This window comes from Nostoc sp. CCY0012, from assembly GCF_963920855.1.
Classification (GTDB): Bacteria; Cyanobacteriota; Cyanobacteriia; order Cyanobacteriales; family Nostocaceae; genus Cyanocohniella.
Genome location: NZ_CAWUDM010000018.1, coordinates 12,158 through 26,295, shown reverse-complemented (window position 1 = coordinate 26,295; position 14,138 = coordinate 12,158). Strand labels below are relative to the sequence as shown.

Below are 14,138 nucleotides of genomic sequence, written 5' to 3'. Positions count from 1 at the left end.
GTAATATTTATCTTTTTATATCAATTCTCTAGCATCAAGCAATAAATCTCAACTCAGAAATTCAGATTGAATCTAAGTTACTTAATTACAAATCATCCTTCCCAATCCTGACGAGTATCGCAAAGGAAATTGTCTGCCATTACATCATCAAATAAATAAGGGCAATGCTCTGGAAAAGTTCGTAATGGTAAGTTAGTTTCTCGTAGTGCTAAATCAACTCCGGCTTCAAAGCCATCTATCAAGACTTCTGCTATTCGAGACTTTAAACTAGGATTCTGTCGTAGATGCCGATGGATAGCACGACGCTGTTCACGAATAGTTAAAAACCAACTGCGAGAGCGTTGTTCGGGTTGATACTCCCACTTCAACAGATGACCGATTAATACACTCAGACGACTAACTAATTCCCGATACTCCTGTCGCCCCAATGCTTGAATTTCCTCTTGCAAATGCTGCCAGTCTAATTCTAAGACTCGCCTCTGCTCCAAAGCTTTAGCCTGCTGTTGTGTCCAGCCGTAGAAGTCTTGGTCATACAAACAAGGTTCGTCCATATCTAAGTAGTTGCAAATTAACTCGCCTTTGCCTCATCCCCAGATGTTTCCGCCACCGCTGCTAATCTCTCGGCCGCAGCTTGTACAATCTGAGCCACTTGACTCAGAGGCATATATTTAATTTGTCTTAAAATCAAATTTAAATCTGAAGTTTCTTGTATTGGTTTGCCATCCAAGCAGCTGAGTAACTCTTCGAGTGTATAGCCCGCTCTCGCTGCGATTTTCGCCAAATATTCAGTATCTGGCACATTTACACCTTTTTCCCACAACTGAACAGCTGTAGCAGAAACTCCCATCAGCTTGCCAAATGCTCGTTGACTCATGGAACCACGAGCTAGTTTGATGATTTCTACAAGTTTTTCTCTGCTTTCGATGTTCACTGCTTATATAGCTAGCCAACTGTATTTACAAGTTTAATCAGCACAACTGAAAATTTAACTTTTATCTTGACAAGGTTTGTTGTGACTGATCATTTAAAATGATTGTTGCAAGGTAGCAATTTTAGTTTAAACTTTAAAATAACTACGCAACTCAACCTTTTAGTGTTGCTGCCAATCAATTCAAGAGTGCATCATGTTCCGCAAGTCACGTAAAGTTAATCAGTATCGCCGCCAAGGTCGCAATCTCATCGCCACTAATAAGATTAAACCAGAACAGTGGAACATTTCTGACGCAGAAGTCAAAGAAGCTTTAAAAGTTAAAGGCTATGACGTGAAGCAAGTTAAAAAAATCCACCACCTCAAGCATCAAGTGTGTATTTCTTATTGGGATACAAAGGGTAACGTGTGCAGCAGCTTTTTCAGCTACCGGATTTTTGCACGTTGGCACAGGGAAGTAGAAAAATTAATTTACTGTTGCCAAACTTTAAAGGAATGGAAGAGGTTAAATTACGTTATTAAGTATGAATTTCTGTATTACCATTATCCCAGTGAAATACAAGATGCCTTACAGGCGGCATTAGAAAACCGCTTATATGTGCTAAAAAAATACAGAGCCACAAGCGGTTTTCCAGGAAGTTTAACAGCAACAAGTTAGTTATTAGTAGAACTAGCTAACTCTGCCAGACGTTCTTGCTGGTCTTGAGAGATACAAGATTGAATCACCGTTTCTAAATCACCTTCTAAGACAGGGTTCAGAGAATAATTCTGTCCTAGACGGTGGTCGGTCACGCGATTATCTTTATAATTGTAGGTGCGAATTTTTTCTGATCGCGACCCTGTACCAACTTGCGATCGCCTCATGGAAGTTACAGCGTCTTGTTGTTCACTTAACTTCATTTCGTAAAGTTTAGCCCGGAGAATTTGCATCGCCCGTTCTTTGTTTTGCAACTGGCTACGTTCTTCTGTACAAAAAATGCGGATACCTGTGGGTTTGTGGAACAAGTCAGCAGCGGTTTCCACTTTGTTGACGTTTTGTCCACCAGCACCACCAGAACGCGCTGTACTCATTTCAATATCTTTGGGATCAATGTGAATTTCCACATCATCCACTTCTGGCATAATCGCTACTGTGGCCGTAGAAGTGTGAACTCTTCCCCCAGCTTCAGTGGCAGGTACACGCTGCACGCGATGCACTCCCGCTTCAAACTTTAGCTGGCTATAAACGCTATCACCCTGAATTTCGAGGATTACTTCTTTAAAGCCGCCCATTTCACCTAGTGACTCGCTCACTAGTTTTACTTTCCAATTCTGGAGTTCAGCATAGCGGGAGTACATCCGCAGTAAATCTCCAGCCCAAATACTCGCTTCATCACCACCAGTACCAGCACGAATTTCCAACATGATGTTTTTATCATCATTGGGGTCGCGGGGTAAGAGTAAAACCTTCAACCGAGTTTCTAGGTATTCTAATTTTTCTTCTAATTCTTTTACTTCCAAAGCTGCCATTTCTTGCAACTCTGGGTCACTGTTAGACTCTTTGAGTACCTGACGCGCTCCTACTAGTTCTTCAGTAGCAGTTTTCCAGGTTTCGTAGGTATTTACTACTTCTTCCAAAGACGAACGCGACTTGGCGATTTTTTGATACTCATCAGGATTGCTAGCAGTATCAGGATCAGCCAGCCGACGGGTTAGTTCATTAAAGGTTTGTTCAACCGATTTCAGTTTATCTAGTAAGTATGATTCAGCCATGACGAATGCGATCGCTCCTTAAAATAACAAATTGGCTCGCCAAAAAATGACAATCGACCCAGCAGTTGCAGGGTCGTCGTTAACAGCAGAGCCAAGCCGCTACTTATTTTCTTGGGTTTCGTCTGTAGTTTGAGTGCTGCTCATACCGTATTTACGCAAGAAGCGTTCAACTCGACCTTCTGTGTCAATCAGCTTCTGAGTACCAGTATAAAAGGGATGATTTCCAGACCATACGTCTACGTGCAATTCCGGCTTGGTAGAGCCAACAGTCATAACAACTTGACCGTTACAGTAAACTTTAGCGTCTGGATACCACTGGGGATGAATATCAGATTTAGCCATGTTTTTTGTCGTGAATCTATATCAATTATAACTTTCAGGTGTGAAGAGGGACTGGGGACACTTCTCTTCGAGACGCTGCGCGGTAAGCGCAGCTATGCCCTTCAGGGCTTTACGACAAGCTCAGTGCATCGCTGGGGACTAGGCAAGAATTTTCTCCATACCCAATACCCAATATCCCCATGCCCAATGTTTAACGCTTGGAGTACTGAGGAGCTTTCCGGGCTTTGTGCAAACCATATTTTTTCCGTTCTTTGGCACGAGGATCGCGAGTTAGGTAGCCCTCGATTTTCAAAGGTGGACGGTTTTCTGGGTCTAGTTGACACAAGGCGCGAGCCACTCCTAAACGAATAGAATCAGCTTGTCCGGTTAAGCCGCCGCCTTCAGCTTTCACCAAAATGTCGTATTCGTTTTCCAATCCTAGAGTTTCTAGAGGATTTCTAATAACTCCTAGGTAGTTGGCGTTGAATTGAAAGTACAATTCTCCATCCTTACCGTTGACAGTCAACTTACCTTCACCGGGAACCAATCTGACCCGTGCTACAGCGGATTTACGGCGGCCTGTACCCCAGTACACGGCGCGACCGCTATTTGCTTCTGCTACTACCATTAACTTTCTGCTCCAGGAATTGTATTAATGTTGAGTTCTTTGGGTTTTTGTGCGTCGTGGGGATGTGTAGGCCCAGCGTAGACTTTTAATTTGGTGAACAACTGCTTACCGAGGCTATTTTTCGGTAGCATTCCTTTGACGGCGTGTTCTAATATCCTTTCTGGTAGGCGTTGTTGCAGTTTGGCAAAAGTTTCTGTTTTCATCCCGCCAGGACGGCCGGAATGGCGACGGTAAAGTTTTTGACTGCGTTTTTTGCCTGTGACTGCTACTTTTTCAGCATTGACAACGATAACAAAGTCACCTGTATCCATGTGAGGAGTATATTCGGCTTTCTTTTTGCCTCTGAGAATCATGGCGATTTCAGTTGCGAGGCGGCCGAGGCGTTTATCTGTGGCATCTACTACGTACCACTCACGCTCAAGGGATGCTTGAGGAGGAAGGTATGTTTTACTCATTGGGGTTTTGTTTTACTTGCTGGTTTGGAAATGAGATCAACGGTATCTAGTTGGGGGTATTCCCTGGGAATTATCGGCGGAAAAACCAACTTTGGCAGGGTTTCATACCAAATCTCTAGGGGAAAGGGAAAGTCTGGATAGCCAACTCTTAATAAACACAAACCCTGGGGAGGGGCAGCGTGTTTGACTTCTTCCCGACGTTGTTCTTTCCAGAGTTCGGTGAAGCTGGCAAGTGAACGCTGGCCAGAGCCTACTTGTACCAGCATTCCTACTAACAGCCGTACCATGCCATATAAAAATCCATTTGCCTGAATTTCAATATGAAGAAACGGCCCACTGCGATGACATTCTGCTGCTTGCACCTCTACCCAAGAATGCGATCGCTTTGACCCTGCACGGTGAAATGCAGCCAAATGATGCCTCCCCATCAGGGGTGTTAGGGCAGCTTGGATTAAGCATTCATCCAGGGGTGCATAATAATAATGCCAACTAAAGGGTCTCACGAACAAGTTCGGTCGATCTTCAGTGTATATGGTGTAGCGATACCGTCGATAAGCTGCACTAAAACGTGCGTGCCAGTGGTGATCGACACTAGCCGAAGCCTTTATTAGTATATCTTGAGGCAGATAGCTGTTAAGGATTGCTGCCCACTTGTGAGGTGGTATCAAACCTGTGGCTTCAAAATGGGCTACTTGAGCAGCAGCATGGACTCCAGAATCGGTTCGCCCGGCACCATGTAATGTCACATGATAACCAAGCACCGTGGCGATGGCTGTTTCTATTTCTTCTTGAACTGTACGATGTTGCTTTTGCCGTTGCCAGCCATGAAAATGAGTGCCCAAGTATTGAATTACTAGGGCTACTCGATGGGTTTGGGGCGGCTGGTGGCTTTCTAACATACAACTCGATTTTAGATTTCCAATTTCAGATTTAATCCAAAATTTAAAATCCCAAATCTAAAATTATGACTATACCAGTTCAATTATGGCCATTTCCGCATTATCTCCCCGACGAGGGACGGTATGTAAAATGCGGGTATAACCACCTTGACGATTACCATATCGGTTGGGTGCTTGCTCAAATAAAGCATGAACCAGTTGCTTGTCGTAGATATAGCCTAAAGCTTCCCGACGTGCTGATAAGGAACCATTTTTGGCTAAAGTAATCATTTTATCCACTTCACTCCGTACTACTTTAGCTCTGATTAAAGTAGTAGTAATCCGGCCATGACGGATAACTTCGGTGGTGAGCGCGCGTAACAAGGCACGGCGCTGGTCAGCTGGTTTACTGAGTTTTTTTACTCGACAACGGTGACGCATAATAATGCACTATGAATTTAGTAAAAATTGGTCTATGGGTGTTTAGAGCCTCGTTCTTGGGGCAAAGTAATACCTAAGCGGCGCTGTAAAGCTTCAACTACCTCTTCTGCTGACTTTTGACCAAAGTTTTTAATTTCTAACAAGTCTTCTTGGGTAAAATCCAACAAGTCAGCGACAGAGTTAACTTGTGCGCGTTTGAGACAGTTGTAAGCCCGCACAGAAAGTTGTAACTCTTCAATGGGAATTTGGGCAGTGGGGTCGTCTGGGATATCAGCACCGGTGTCTGTTGGTTCCAGTGAGATATCTTTTAACGGATTAAATAGCTCTACTAGAATACCAGCGGCTGAAGATAGTGCTTCTTGGGGGGAGATACTACCATTTGTCCAGACTTCTAACAGTAGTCTGTCTTTGGTAATTGAGCCATCTCCACGGGCTTCTTCGACACTATAATTGACTTTCCGCACTGGCATAAACACGGAGTCGATTTGCAAGAAGTCTAAAGATGTAGCTTCCTCTCGTCCCCGCTCTACGGTGCGATAGCCTTTACCTTTCTCAATCCGAAATTCCATTTCCAGCTTACCTCCCTCGGCGAGGGTGGCTACATACTGGGTGGGATCTATTACTTCGACTTCACTGGGTAAATCAAAGTGTGCCACGGTGACCGTTGCTGGCCCATTCACAAGTAATCTGCCAATCTGGGCTTGAGAAGAATAGCTTCTGAGGATGACTTCCTTCATTTTCATGAGGATTTCTAGCACATCTTCTCGCACGCCGGGAACTGTAGCGAACTCGTGAGAGACGCCGGCAATTCTGACTGCTGTAACTGCTGTTCCTTCTAGATTCGACAGTAAAACCCGCCGCAGCGCGTTGCCCACTGTTGTTCCTTGACCACGTTCTAGAGGTTCGAGAACAAATTTGCTGTAATGGCTCCGACTTTCCTCAGTATTAGACTCTACACATTCAATTTGAAACTGCGCCACGGATTAGCCTCCCTTTTTTAAGGTGCTGCTAGCAGGCAAATCAATTGCCTCCCGACTTTACTTTTGTTTCCCTAGGTTTCTCTAGGTAGATTAAACTGCCAGGATTTAATGGCAGGATGGTTTGATATCGCTATTTAGGAGCAAATATCATTTATTTAATTTGGTTGCTCTGAAGTTTACCAGCCCTCCCGATAGGAAGAGCTGACTGGCTTCTAGTCGCTCAAGTTATCAGAAACAGTTTGTAGACCAAACACTTAACAGGTTGCATCTAGACTCGGCGGCGCTTGGGTGGACGGCAACCATTGTGAGGAATTGGGGTAATATCCCGAATCAATGTAATTTCCAGTCCTGCTCCTTGGAGGGCGCGAATAGCGGTTTCTCTACCTGCTCCAGGGCCACTTACCATGACCTCAATTTGGCGCATTCCTTGATCCATAGCCCGACGGGCTGCACTTTCAGCAGCAGTTTGTGCAGCAAAGGGAGTTCCCTTTTTTGCTCCCTTAAAACCGCTAGAACCTGCACTAGCCCAGGAAATCACATCACCATTTTGATCGGTAATGGTGACAATGCTATTGTTGAAAGTAGACTGGATGTAGGCCATTCCGTTGGGGACGTTCCGCTTCTGCTTTTTGCTCCCGCCTTTTTTAGTTGGTTGTCTCGCCATATTTGTTTAGTGAATTTAAGGTTAAACTTGCCTGCCAGAAGAGCAAGCATTGAAAGTTTATTTGCCTGGAGCCTTCTTCTTACCAGCCACTGTCTGCCTTCTACCACGACGGGTTCTAGCATTAGTACGGGTTCTTTGACCTCTGACTGGTAAGCCCATGCGGTGACGACGACCTCGGTAGCAACCAATGTCAACCAAGCGTTTGATGTTCATGGCTTCTAAGCGCCGTAAATCACCTTCAACTTGGTAGTTGCTTTCTATTTCGCCGCGCAGCGCTGCTACGTCAGCATCACTTAAATCTTTAACGCGGGTATCTGGGTTGACACCTGTAGCCGCTAAAATTTCCAGCGACCTTGTTAACCCAATTCCGTAGATATAAGTCAGACCAATTTCTACACGCTTATCGCGTGGAAGGTCTACTCCGGAAATACGTGCCACAATGAATTTCTCCCTATTGTTATCGCAGTTGCTGTTAGAAAAGTGTGATTAATCGCCTTTGTAGCGTTTGATGGTAATCACTCTGTGTTGCACCTCACTCTCAAATGTGCCAGAGTGCTATCCTTGACGTTGTTTGTGTTTGGGATTGACGCAAATCACCATCACGCGACCGCGACGGCGGATCACGTTACACTTTTCACAAATTTTTTTGACTGAGGCTCGGACTTTCATGCCTTTTCTAATTGACTCCAAATAGTAAATTATAGCATTTTTAGGGAAAATAATTCAGTTAAGTAATTGGGTAGACCCCAAAAAAATGGTTTTATGGTAATATTCTCTACATATGACTATTTCTTCCGCAGTCTATAAGTAATTCTGCCTTTTGTCAGGTCGTAAGGAGTTAACTCTACCTTGACGCGATCGCCAGGTAAAATCTTGATGTAATTACGGCGAATCTTACCAGAAATGTGTGCTAAGACATTGAATCCATTGTCCAAGTCAACGCGAAACATCGCATTGGGCAAGGACTCTGTAACAGTGCCTTCCATTTCAATCAAATCTTGCTTAGACAATTTGTTTTTTCCTCAACTCAACAATCTCCTATTTAGTCAGTTGCAGCGCTTCATCTGCAAAAGAACACAAATTAAGAAATATATCAACAGTTTATTAATATATCTTAGCTAAAATTGACTTGCATTTTGCTATGAGGGGGAGTAATGAATCAGCGCGGTCTTGGTTTAACTAAGGCATTACCCCAAATTTGGGAGTAGTAAGTTATAAATTGTCTACTCCCATTGCTCTACCTAGTCAGCTATGATTTTTTGCAGTTCATCAGTGACTTCTTCTTGGGATTGATCACCGTTAATCGTCAAAAGTTTTTGGCGATCGCCGTAATAATCAATTAAAGGTGCAGTGTCAGCCCGGTAAACTTCTAGACGATGACGAATTACCTCTTCGGTATCATCTTTCCGTCCTCTAGCTAGTAAACGTGCTACTACAACATCGTCTGGAGCATCCAAGTTAACTACCCTTTCATTACTCTGATGAAGTTCTGCCAGCAATTTTTCTAAAAAAGCGGCTTGAGTAACTTTACGGGGAAAACCATCGAGAATCCAGCCAGATTTAACATCTGGTTGATGTAAGCGCTCCTGCACTAAGTCCTGAACTAACTGGTCGGGGACTAAATCGCCGCTATTTACATAACTTTGAGCTTTAATTCCCAAAGGGGTTTGCTCTTGCATCGCTTGTCTTAATATTTCCCCTGTAGAAATATGGGGAATATTTAAATGTGCAGCTAAGGTTTGAGCTTGAGTTCCCTTACCAGCTCCAGGTGGGCCCAAGAAGATTAATCGCGTCACTGTCACTATTGTTTCACCATTCCTTCATAGCGCTGAGAGATAACGTAAGTTTGGACTTGCTTTGCTGTGTCGATAGCCACACCTACTAAAATTAGTAAAGAAGTAGCACCCAAGCCTCTAAATGTTGGTACACCTAAAGCACTTTCAACGGCAGTGGGGATAATAGCCACAAAGCCCAAAAAGATCGCGCCCAAAAACGTTAGTCGATTAATGACGCGCTCCAGATATTCGCTTGTCGCCTTACCTGGACGAATCCCTGGAATGCTAGATCCCATTTTCTTCAGGTTCTGCGCCACATCAACTGGATTGACAATCAATGAAGAATAGAAGTAACTAAAGAAAATGATGGAAACTAAGTAGACCAGAGCATAAACCCAAGCCCCAGATCCTCCAGGACTAAGATAAGTGTTGACTATATTTGCTATCTCCGGATTGCGGGTGAAGTTAGCGATTAACAGTGGCAGACTCAGAATTGCCGCTGCAAAAATAATCGGCATGACACCACCGGAATTGAGCCGCAGGGGTAAATAACTGCGCTGCTCTGCCAATACTCGACGACCTACTTGGCGACGCGCGGAAATAATCGGGATACGACGGATTCCTTCTTGAACAAACACAATACCCACAATTGTTGCCAAGAAGACCAAGACTAAGACAATGACGCGGCCAACGATTTCTCTGCCACCCACTTGCACCAAGTCAATGGTATCGCCCAAGGCTTTTGGTAATGAAGCGACAATGTTGACAAAAATCAGTAAGGATGCTCCATTGCCGATTCCCCGCTCTGTAATTAGTTCTGATGCCCACATGACAAACATAGAACCAGCAGTCAGAGCGATCGCTGTTTCAGCCACAAATATTAAACCTGGATTTAAAGCAAATTGTTGCAGGAAGAATGCCGAGAAAGCCACACTTTGAATAGTTGCCCAAACCACAGTGACATAGCGGGTAATTTGCGAAATTTTCCGCCTTCCCGCTTCGCCTTCATTTTTTTGTAAATTTTCTAAAGATGGAATTGCCGCAGTTAGCAATTGGATAATAATGGACGCATTAATAAAGGGCAAAATCCCTAAAGCAAAAATTCCCAAAGTGGAAAGTCCGCGCCCAGAGAATATATCCAACAAACCGAAGACGGCATTATTACCCGATATTGCTTCGGCAAACCTTGCTCTATCAAGTCCTGGTACTGGCAAAAAGATGCCTAGACGAACCAAAATTAAAATACCGACGGTGACAAGCAGCCTACCTCTCAGTCCGGCTGCTTGTGCCATCTGCATAAAAGTTTCTTGAGCCGTTGGGGCTTTTTCTCGACTGATCATAGAATGCTACCTTTACTGTGAACCAGGCATTGGCAGCTAGTTTGCAAAGTGCGCTTTTGTTCTCACTATAAGACTTCGCAACTGCCACCAGCTGCCTCAATTTTGCTCCGAGCTTGTCCTGTAAAAGCTGCCGCTTGTACCTTGAGCGATACATTCAATTCCCCGTTGCCCAAAATTTTCAATGGGCCCTTAGAAGCAGTAAGGATACCTGCCTTTTTCAAGGAATCCAAAGTTACTTCTGTATTGGCAGGAAGGGAGGCTAGCTTATCTACATTAATCGTAGTGTAAATTTTCCGATTCACCACCGGAAAGCCCTTAAGCTTAGGTACGCGACGGTACAACGGTTGTTGACCCCCTTCAAAACCCGGTCTAGTACCACTACCAGAACGAGATTTTTGACCTCTCATACCTAAACCAGCGCTAGCACCTTGACCGGCGGAAATACCCCTGGCTACACGGCGGCGGCGTTTTTTGGAGCCTTTTTGGGGCTTAACATCGTTGAGTCTCATGATGTAATTAGTATTTGTTTACACAAAAGCTCTGATAGGGCGACTCTACTAGATGTAGAGTTTTTCAATAGGAATACCCCGATCTTCAGCTACTTCAGAAAGAGTACGTAGTGTAGATAAGGCATTCACTGCGGCTCTAGCGTTGTTAAGTGGGTTATTGGAGCCGAGTTGCTTGGCTAAGATGTTACGAACCCCTGCCAATTCCAACACAGTCCGTACAGCACCACCGGCAATTACCCCAGTACCAGGTGCAGCTGGGCGCATCATCACCTTAGCACCACCACCGACACCATCAATAGGGTGGGGGATGGAGTTGGATTTGGTCATGGGGATATCAATCAGATGTTTTTTGCCATCGGCTACACCTTTTTTCACAGCGCCAATGACATCTGAGGCTTTACCTACTCCTACACCAACTTGGCCGCGTTCATTGCCGACGACTACGATCGCTCGGAAGCTAAGTTTTTTACCTCCCTTGACGACCTTACTCACCCGGCGGATTTGGATGACACGCTCTTGCCAGTTAGTTTCTTCTTTCTTTGTGCGGTTCGCTTTACGACGACCAGTTGCCATAATCAAATGCTCTCTATTAGTCAGTTGTCTTTTGTCTTTTGTCATTTGTCTTTTGTCTTTAGCCAATGACTAATGACCAATGACTAATGACTAATGACTTTAGAAATCTAAACCAGCTTCGCGTGCTGCATCAGCTAAGGCTTTGACACGACCATGATATAAGTTACCACCGCGATCAAAGACTACTTTGGTGATTCCTTTCTCTAGCAATCGCACTGCGATCAATTTGCCAACTTGCGCTGATGCTTCACAAGTAGCACCTGTAGATAAATTAGTTTTCAAATCTGGTTCTACAGTTGAGGCTGCTACTAAGGTGTGATGCTGTGTATCATCAATTACCTGAGCATAAATATGTTCGTTGGAACGAAATACGGCTAAACGGGGACGTTCTGTAGAGCCGATAACTTTACCACGAACGCGTCGATGGCGACGTTGTTTTGATTCTCTACGAGTAAGTTTCATGTTTACTTCTTACCACTCTTACCAGTCTTACCAGCTTTGCGCCTGACCACTTCACCGGCATAGCGAATACCTTTACCTTTGTAGGGTTCTGGTGGACGCACGGCACGAATTTTGGCTGCTGTGTTGCCTACTATTTCTTTGTCGTAGCCAGTAACGATAACGTTAGTGTTATTTTCCACGGCAAATTGCACACCTTCTGGGGGAACAATTTGAACTTGGTGGCTGAAACCCATGTTCAAAACTAGATTCCGACCTTGAACTTGTGCCCGGTAACCCACGCCTTGGATTTCCAAACGACGTTGAAAGCCTTGAGAAACTCCCTCGACCATATTGGCGACCAAGGTGCGGCTCAAACCATGCATTTGTCGAGAAACACGGGTTTCATCCCGACGGGTTACCTGGAGGATTTCTCCTTCTTGAGAGACAATGACATTGGCAGGTAGATCACGAGAAAGTTCGCCTTTAGGGCCTTTCACTACTACCTTTGTGCCATCAATTGTCACTTGCACTTTGGCAGGAATTGTAATTGGACGTTTACCAATACGAGACATGACCTTTTGTCCTTTGTTATTTGTCCTTTGTCTTTTGTCGGTTAATGATGACAAATGACTAAATGACTACCAAACATAGCAAAGCACTTCACCACCCAAGCTCTGACGCCGTGCTTCACGGTCAGTCATGATGCCACTGGAGGTAGAAATAATGGCAATGCCGATACCACCTAGTACCCTTGGTAATTCTTTTCTGTTGGAGTAAACGCGCAAACCAGGTTTACTCACTCGCTTCAAGGCAGTAATTAAGGGTTGACGATTCTTACCTTTGTATTTCAGGGAAATCACTAGGTTACGTTGTACCCCTGCTTCTGCTTCGGAAAATTCAGCAATAAAGCCTTCCTCTTGTAGTACTTTTGCAATACTACGAGTCATTTTTGTGGCTGGCACGTTTGTAGTTTGATGCCTTGCCAGGTTGGCATTGCGGATGCGCGTCAGCATATCTGCAACTGTGTCGTTAGCCGCCATCGTTCCCTCTTTAGATGAACTTATTGATCGCGAAAAGGCATTCCCATTTCTTTAAGTAAGGCGCGGCCTTCTTCGTCGGTTTTCGCTGTAGTGATGATAGAAATATCCAGACCACGGATTTGGTCGATACTGTCGTACTCGACTTCTGGAAAAATTAGCTGTTCTCTCACACCCAGAGTATAGTTTCCGCGACCGTCAAAACTTTTAGGACTAATGCCGCGAAAGTCTCTAATTCTGGGTAATGATAAGCTCACCAGTCGGTCGAGAAAAGCATACATCCGCTCGCTTCTGAGGGTCACCATGATGCCAACAGGCATACCCTGACGAATTTTAAAGCCGGCGATCGCCTTTTTCGCCCGTGTCACTACTGGTTTTTGACCAGTGATCAACGCAATTTCATTTAAAGACGCTTCTAGCGCCTTAGCATTTTGAGCCGCTTCCCCCAAACCTCGGTTAATAGTAATTTTGATTAACTTCGGTACTTGATGAACGTTAGTGTATTCAAACTGACTCGTCAGTTTGGGGACAATTGTCTCTTGGTATAAGGTTTTGAGTCTTGTTGTCGCCATAGTTGTTTGTCCTTATCCCTGGTCTTGGTCAGGGAAGATGATATGGGGGATTTTAGATTTAAAATTTTTCATCTAAAATCTCAATTTGGGTAAATTCTTAGCTATCGAGAATTTCGCCCGTTTTTTTTAGTTTTCTCACCTTTTTACCTTCTGCGGTGAAGGTATAGCAAACACGACTGGTGACGTTTTGCTTGGTGGAATAGAGCATCACATTGGAGCTATGAATAGGAGCTTCCTGGGTGACAATCCGGCCTGATTCCCCTTCTTGTTGGGGTTTCATGTGTTTAGTCTTAATGTTGACACCTTTGACAATGACTTTACCGAGTTGGGGTAGTGCTGTGACCACTTCGCCAACTTTACCTTTGTCTTTGCCAGCAATCACTTGCACGGTATCACCAGTTTTGACGTGCATTTTGTAGAATACTTTAGGCTTTTCCTTGCGGTTTGCCATTACAGCACCTCCGGAGCCAGAGAAACAATTTTGGTGAAGTTTTTATCGCGTAATTCCCGGGCAACTGGGCCAAATACCCGTGTACCTCTGGGATTACCATCTTTGTTGATGATCACAGCTGCGTTATCGTCAAAGCGAATTGTCATGCCACTATCCCGGCGGATGTTATGACGGGTGCGGACAATAACTGCCTCGACGACATCGGATTTTTTCACAGCCATGTTGGGAATGGCATCTTTGACAACAGCAATAATTTTGTCGCCGATGAAACCATAACGTCTGTTGCCAGCACCTAATACACGGATGCACATGAGTTTTTTGGCACCGCTATTATCTGCGACATTAAGGAAAGTCTGGGGTTGAATCACAATTGGTCTCCCTTTTGGAGTTGTT

Annotated in this window: 23 protein-coding genes and 1 pseudogene; 1 reads left to right on the top strand and 23 read right to left on the bottom strand. The window is 44.5% G+C overall.

Features of this window, described 5'->3' with window-relative positions; translation table 11 throughout:
• Window positions 1-92 precede the first annotated feature (92 nt).
• Together ACM0OS_RS07250 and ACM0OS_RS07245 are read right to left on the bottom strand one after the other, a co-directional pair.
• Window positions 93-551 (bottom strand): DUF29 domain-containing protein, encoded by a 459-nt coding sequence (locus ACM0OS_RS07250; protein ID WP_414542489.1) that lies wholly within the window; start codon window positions 549-551, stop codon window positions 93-95.
• A gap of 17 nt (window positions 552-568) precedes the next feature.
• The gene (locus ACM0OS_RS07245) at window positions 569-931 is read right to left on the bottom strand and encodes a helix-turn-helix domain-containing protein (protein ID WP_414542488.1); all 363 of its coding nucleotides are present in this window, start codon (window positions 929-931) and stop codon (window positions 569-571) included.
• A gap of 193 nt (window positions 932-1,124) precedes the next feature.
• On the opposite strand from ACM0OS_RS07245, the pseudogene ACM0OS_RS07240 reads away from it, so the two are divergent.
• A pseudogene (locus ACM0OS_RS07240) lies at window positions 1,125-1,572 on the top strand (hypothetical protein).
• 10 nt (window positions 1,573-1,582) lie between these two features.
• Here the strand turns inward: ACM0OS_RS07240 and prfA are convergent.
• From prfA to rplN, 21 genes are all read right to left on the bottom strand, one after another.
• Entirely contained in the window at window positions 1,583-2,680 is a 1,098-nt protein-coding gene (gene prfA, locus ACM0OS_RS07235; RefSeq protein WP_414542487.1) for a peptide chain release factor 1, read from the bottom strand.
• A gap of 99 nt (window positions 2,681-2,779) precedes the next feature.
• Window positions 2,780-3,022, bottom strand: coding sequence for a 50S ribosomal protein L31 (gene rpmE / locus ACM0OS_RS07230; RefSeq protein WP_414542486.1), 243 nt, complete (start codon window positions 3,020-3,022; stop codon window positions 2,780-2,782).
• 190 nt (window positions 3,023-3,212) lie between these two features.
• Entirely contained in the window at window positions 3,213-3,629 is a 417-nt protein-coding gene (gene rpsI, locus ACM0OS_RS07225; protein ID WP_414542485.1) for a 30S ribosomal protein S9, read from the bottom strand.
• Window positions 3,629-4,084, bottom strand: a complete 456-nt coding sequence (gene rplM / locus ACM0OS_RS07220; protein WP_414542484.1) for a 50S ribosomal protein L13 — start codon at window positions 4,082-4,084, stop codon at window positions 3,629-3,631. Before rplM ends, rpsI begins: the two co-directional genes overlap by 1 nt.
• A complete protein-coding gene (truA, locus tag ACM0OS_RS07215) occupies window positions 4,081-4,983 on the bottom strand; it encodes a tRNA pseudouridine(38-40) synthase TruA (RefSeq protein ID WP_414542483.1) in 903 nt (300 codons plus the stop codon). The genes rplM and truA overlap by 4 nt, the downstream gene beginning before the upstream one ends.
• A gap of 69 nt (window positions 4,984-5,052) precedes the next feature.
• Entirely contained in the window at window positions 5,053-5,403 is a 351-nt protein-coding gene (gene rplQ / locus ACM0OS_RS07210) for a 50S ribosomal protein L17 (RefSeq protein WP_414542482.1), read from the bottom strand.
• A 32-nt stretch (window positions 5,404-5,435) separates the two neighbouring features.
• Window positions 5,436-6,383, bottom strand: a complete 948-nt coding sequence (locus ACM0OS_RS07205) for a DNA-directed RNA polymerase subunit alpha (protein ID WP_414542481.1) — start codon at window positions 6,381-6,383, stop codon at window positions 5,436-5,438.
• Between the two features lie 268 nt (window positions 6,384-6,651).
• On the bottom strand, window positions 6,652-7,047 hold the full coding sequence (rpsK, locus tag ACM0OS_RS07200; RefSeq protein ID WP_414542480.1) for a 30S ribosomal protein S11: 396 nt from the start codon (window positions 7,045-7,047) through the stop codon (window positions 6,652-6,654).
• Between the two features lie 57 nt (window positions 7,048-7,104).
• Window positions 7,105-7,485, bottom strand: coding sequence for a 30S ribosomal protein S13 (rpsM, locus tag ACM0OS_RS07195; protein WP_414542479.1), 381 nt, complete (start codon window positions 7,483-7,485; stop codon window positions 7,105-7,107).
• A 117-nt stretch (window positions 7,486-7,602) separates the two neighbouring features.
• Window positions 7,603-7,716: a 50S ribosomal protein L36 gene (gene rpmJ, locus ACM0OS_RS07190; protein ID WP_010998333.1), complete on the bottom strand. Its 114-nt coding sequence runs from the start codon at window positions 7,714-7,716 to the stop codon at window positions 7,603-7,605.
• A 116-nt stretch (window positions 7,717-7,832) separates the two neighbouring features.
• The gene (gene infA / locus ACM0OS_RS07185) at window positions 7,833-8,057 is read right to left on the bottom strand and encodes a translation initiation factor IF-1 (RefSeq protein WP_006276978.1); all 225 of its coding nucleotides are present in this window, start codon (window positions 8,055-8,057) and stop codon (window positions 7,833-7,835) included.
• 231 nt (window positions 8,058-8,288) lie between these two features.
• Window positions 8,289-8,843 (bottom strand): adenylate kinase, encoded by a 555-nt coding sequence (locus ACM0OS_RS07180; RefSeq protein ID WP_414542539.1) that lies wholly within the window; start codon window positions 8,841-8,843, stop codon window positions 8,289-8,291.
• A gap of 5 nt (window positions 8,844-8,848) precedes the next feature.
• Window positions 8,849-10,162, bottom strand: coding sequence for a preprotein translocase subunit SecY (gene secY / locus ACM0OS_RS07175; protein ID WP_414542478.1), 1,314 nt, complete (start codon window positions 10,160-10,162; stop codon window positions 8,849-8,851).
• A gap of 65 nt (window positions 10,163-10,227) precedes the next feature.
• Window positions 10,228-10,671, bottom strand: coding sequence for a 50S ribosomal protein L15 (gene rplO / locus ACM0OS_RS07170; protein ID WP_414542477.1), 444 nt, complete (start codon window positions 10,669-10,671; stop codon window positions 10,228-10,230).
• A gap of 48 nt (window positions 10,672-10,719) precedes the next feature.
• A complete protein-coding gene (gene rpsE, locus ACM0OS_RS07165; RefSeq protein ID WP_414542538.1) occupies window positions 10,720-11,244 on the bottom strand; it encodes a 30S ribosomal protein S5 in 525 nt (174 codons plus the stop codon).
• A gap of 99 nt (window positions 11,245-11,343) precedes the next feature.
• Window positions 11,344-11,706: a 50S ribosomal protein L18 gene (gene rplR / locus ACM0OS_RS07160; protein ID WP_414542476.1), complete on the bottom strand. Its 363-nt coding sequence runs from the start codon at window positions 11,704-11,706 to the stop codon at window positions 11,344-11,346.
• A gap of 2 nt (window positions 11,707-11,708) precedes the next feature.
• Window positions 11,709-12,257, bottom strand: coding sequence for a 50S ribosomal protein L6 (rplF, locus tag ACM0OS_RS07155; protein WP_414542475.1), 549 nt, complete (start codon window positions 12,255-12,257; stop codon window positions 11,709-11,711).
• A gap of 66 nt (window positions 12,258-12,323) precedes the next feature.
• Window positions 12,324-12,725 carry a 30S ribosomal protein S8 gene (rpsH, locus tag ACM0OS_RS07150; RefSeq protein ID WP_414542474.1) on the bottom strand — a complete coding sequence of 134 codons (402 nt, stop codon included), beginning with the start codon at window positions 12,723-12,725 and terminating at the stop codon, window positions 12,324-12,326.
• 20 nt (window positions 12,726-12,745) lie between these two features.
• On the bottom strand, window positions 12,746-13,294 hold the full coding sequence (gene rplE, locus ACM0OS_RS07145; protein ID WP_414542473.1) for a 50S ribosomal protein L5: 549 nt from the start codon (window positions 13,292-13,294) through the stop codon (window positions 12,746-12,748).
• 97 nt (window positions 13,295-13,391) lie between these two features.
• A complete protein-coding gene (gene rplX, locus ACM0OS_RS07140) occupies window positions 13,392-13,745 on the bottom strand; it encodes a 50S ribosomal protein L24 (RefSeq protein ID WP_414542472.1) in 354 nt (117 codons plus the stop codon).
• Window positions 13,745-14,113, bottom strand: a complete 369-nt coding sequence (gene rplN / locus ACM0OS_RS07135) for a 50S ribosomal protein L14 (RefSeq protein WP_414542471.1) — start codon at window positions 14,111-14,113, stop codon at window positions 13,745-13,747. The genes rplX and rplN overlap by 1 nt, the downstream gene beginning before the upstream one ends.
• Window positions 14,114-14,138 lie beyond the last annotated feature (25 nt).

Coding starts and splice junctions, on each gene's coding strand:
- ACM0OS_RS07250 (WP_414542489.1), bottom strand. CDS start 551: ATGGACGAACCTTGTTTGTATGACCAAGACTTCTACGGCTGGACACAA.
- prfA (WP_414542487.1), bottom strand. CDS start 2,680: ATGGCTGAATCATACTTACTAGATAAACTGAAATCGGTTGAACAAACC.
- rpmE (WP_414542486.1), bottom strand. CDS start 3,022: ATGGCTAAATCTGATATTCATCCCCAGTGGTATCCAGACGCTAAAGTT.
- rpsI (WP_414542485.1), bottom strand. CDS start 3,629: ATGGTAGTAGCAGAAGCAAATAGCGGTCGCGCCGTGTACTGGGGTACA.
- rplM (WP_414542484.1), bottom strand. CDS start 4,084: ATGAGTAAAACATACCTTCCTCCTCAAGCATCCCTTGAGCGTGAGTGG.
- truA (WP_414542483.1), bottom strand. CDS start 4,983: ATGTTAGAAAGCCACCAGCCGCCCCAAACCCATCGAGTAGCCCTAGTA.
- rplQ (WP_414542482.1), bottom strand. CDS start 5,403: ATGCGTCACCGTTGTCGAGTAAAAAAACTCAGTAAACCAGCTGACCAG.
- rpsK (WP_414542480.1), bottom strand. CDS start 7,047: ATGGCGAGACAACCAACTAAAAAAGGCGGGAGCAAAAAGCAGAAGCGG.
- rpmJ (WP_010998333.1), bottom strand. CDS start 7,716: ATGAAAGTCCGAGCCTCAGTCAAAAAAATTTGTGAAAAGTGTAACGTG.
- secY (WP_414542478.1), bottom strand. CDS start 10,162: ATGATCAGTCGAGAAAAAGCCCCAACGGCTCAAGAAACTTTTATGCAG.
- rplO (WP_414542477.1), bottom strand. CDS start 10,671: ATGAGACTCAACGATGTTAAGCCCCAAAAAGGCTCCAAAAAACGCCGC.
- rpsE (WP_414542538.1), bottom strand. CDS start 11,244: ATGGCAACTGGTCGTCGTAAAGCGAACCGCACAAAGAAAGAAGAAACT.
- rplR (WP_414542476.1), bottom strand. CDS start 11,706: ATGAAACTTACTCGTAGAGAATCAAAACAACGTCGCCATCGACGCGTT.
- rplF (WP_414542475.1), bottom strand. CDS start 12,257: ATGTCTCGTATTGGTAAACGTCCAATTACAATTCCTGCCAAAGTGCAA.
- rpsH (WP_414542474.1), bottom strand. CDS start 12,725: ATGGCGGCTAACGACACAGTTGCAGATATGCTGACGCGCATCCGCAAT.
- rplE (WP_414542473.1), bottom strand. CDS start 13,294: ATGGCGACAACAAGACTCAAAACCTTATACCAAGAGACAATTGTCCCC.
- rplX (WP_414542472.1), bottom strand. CDS start 13,745: ATGGCAAACCGCAAGGAAAAGCCTAAAGTATTCTACAAAATGCACGTC.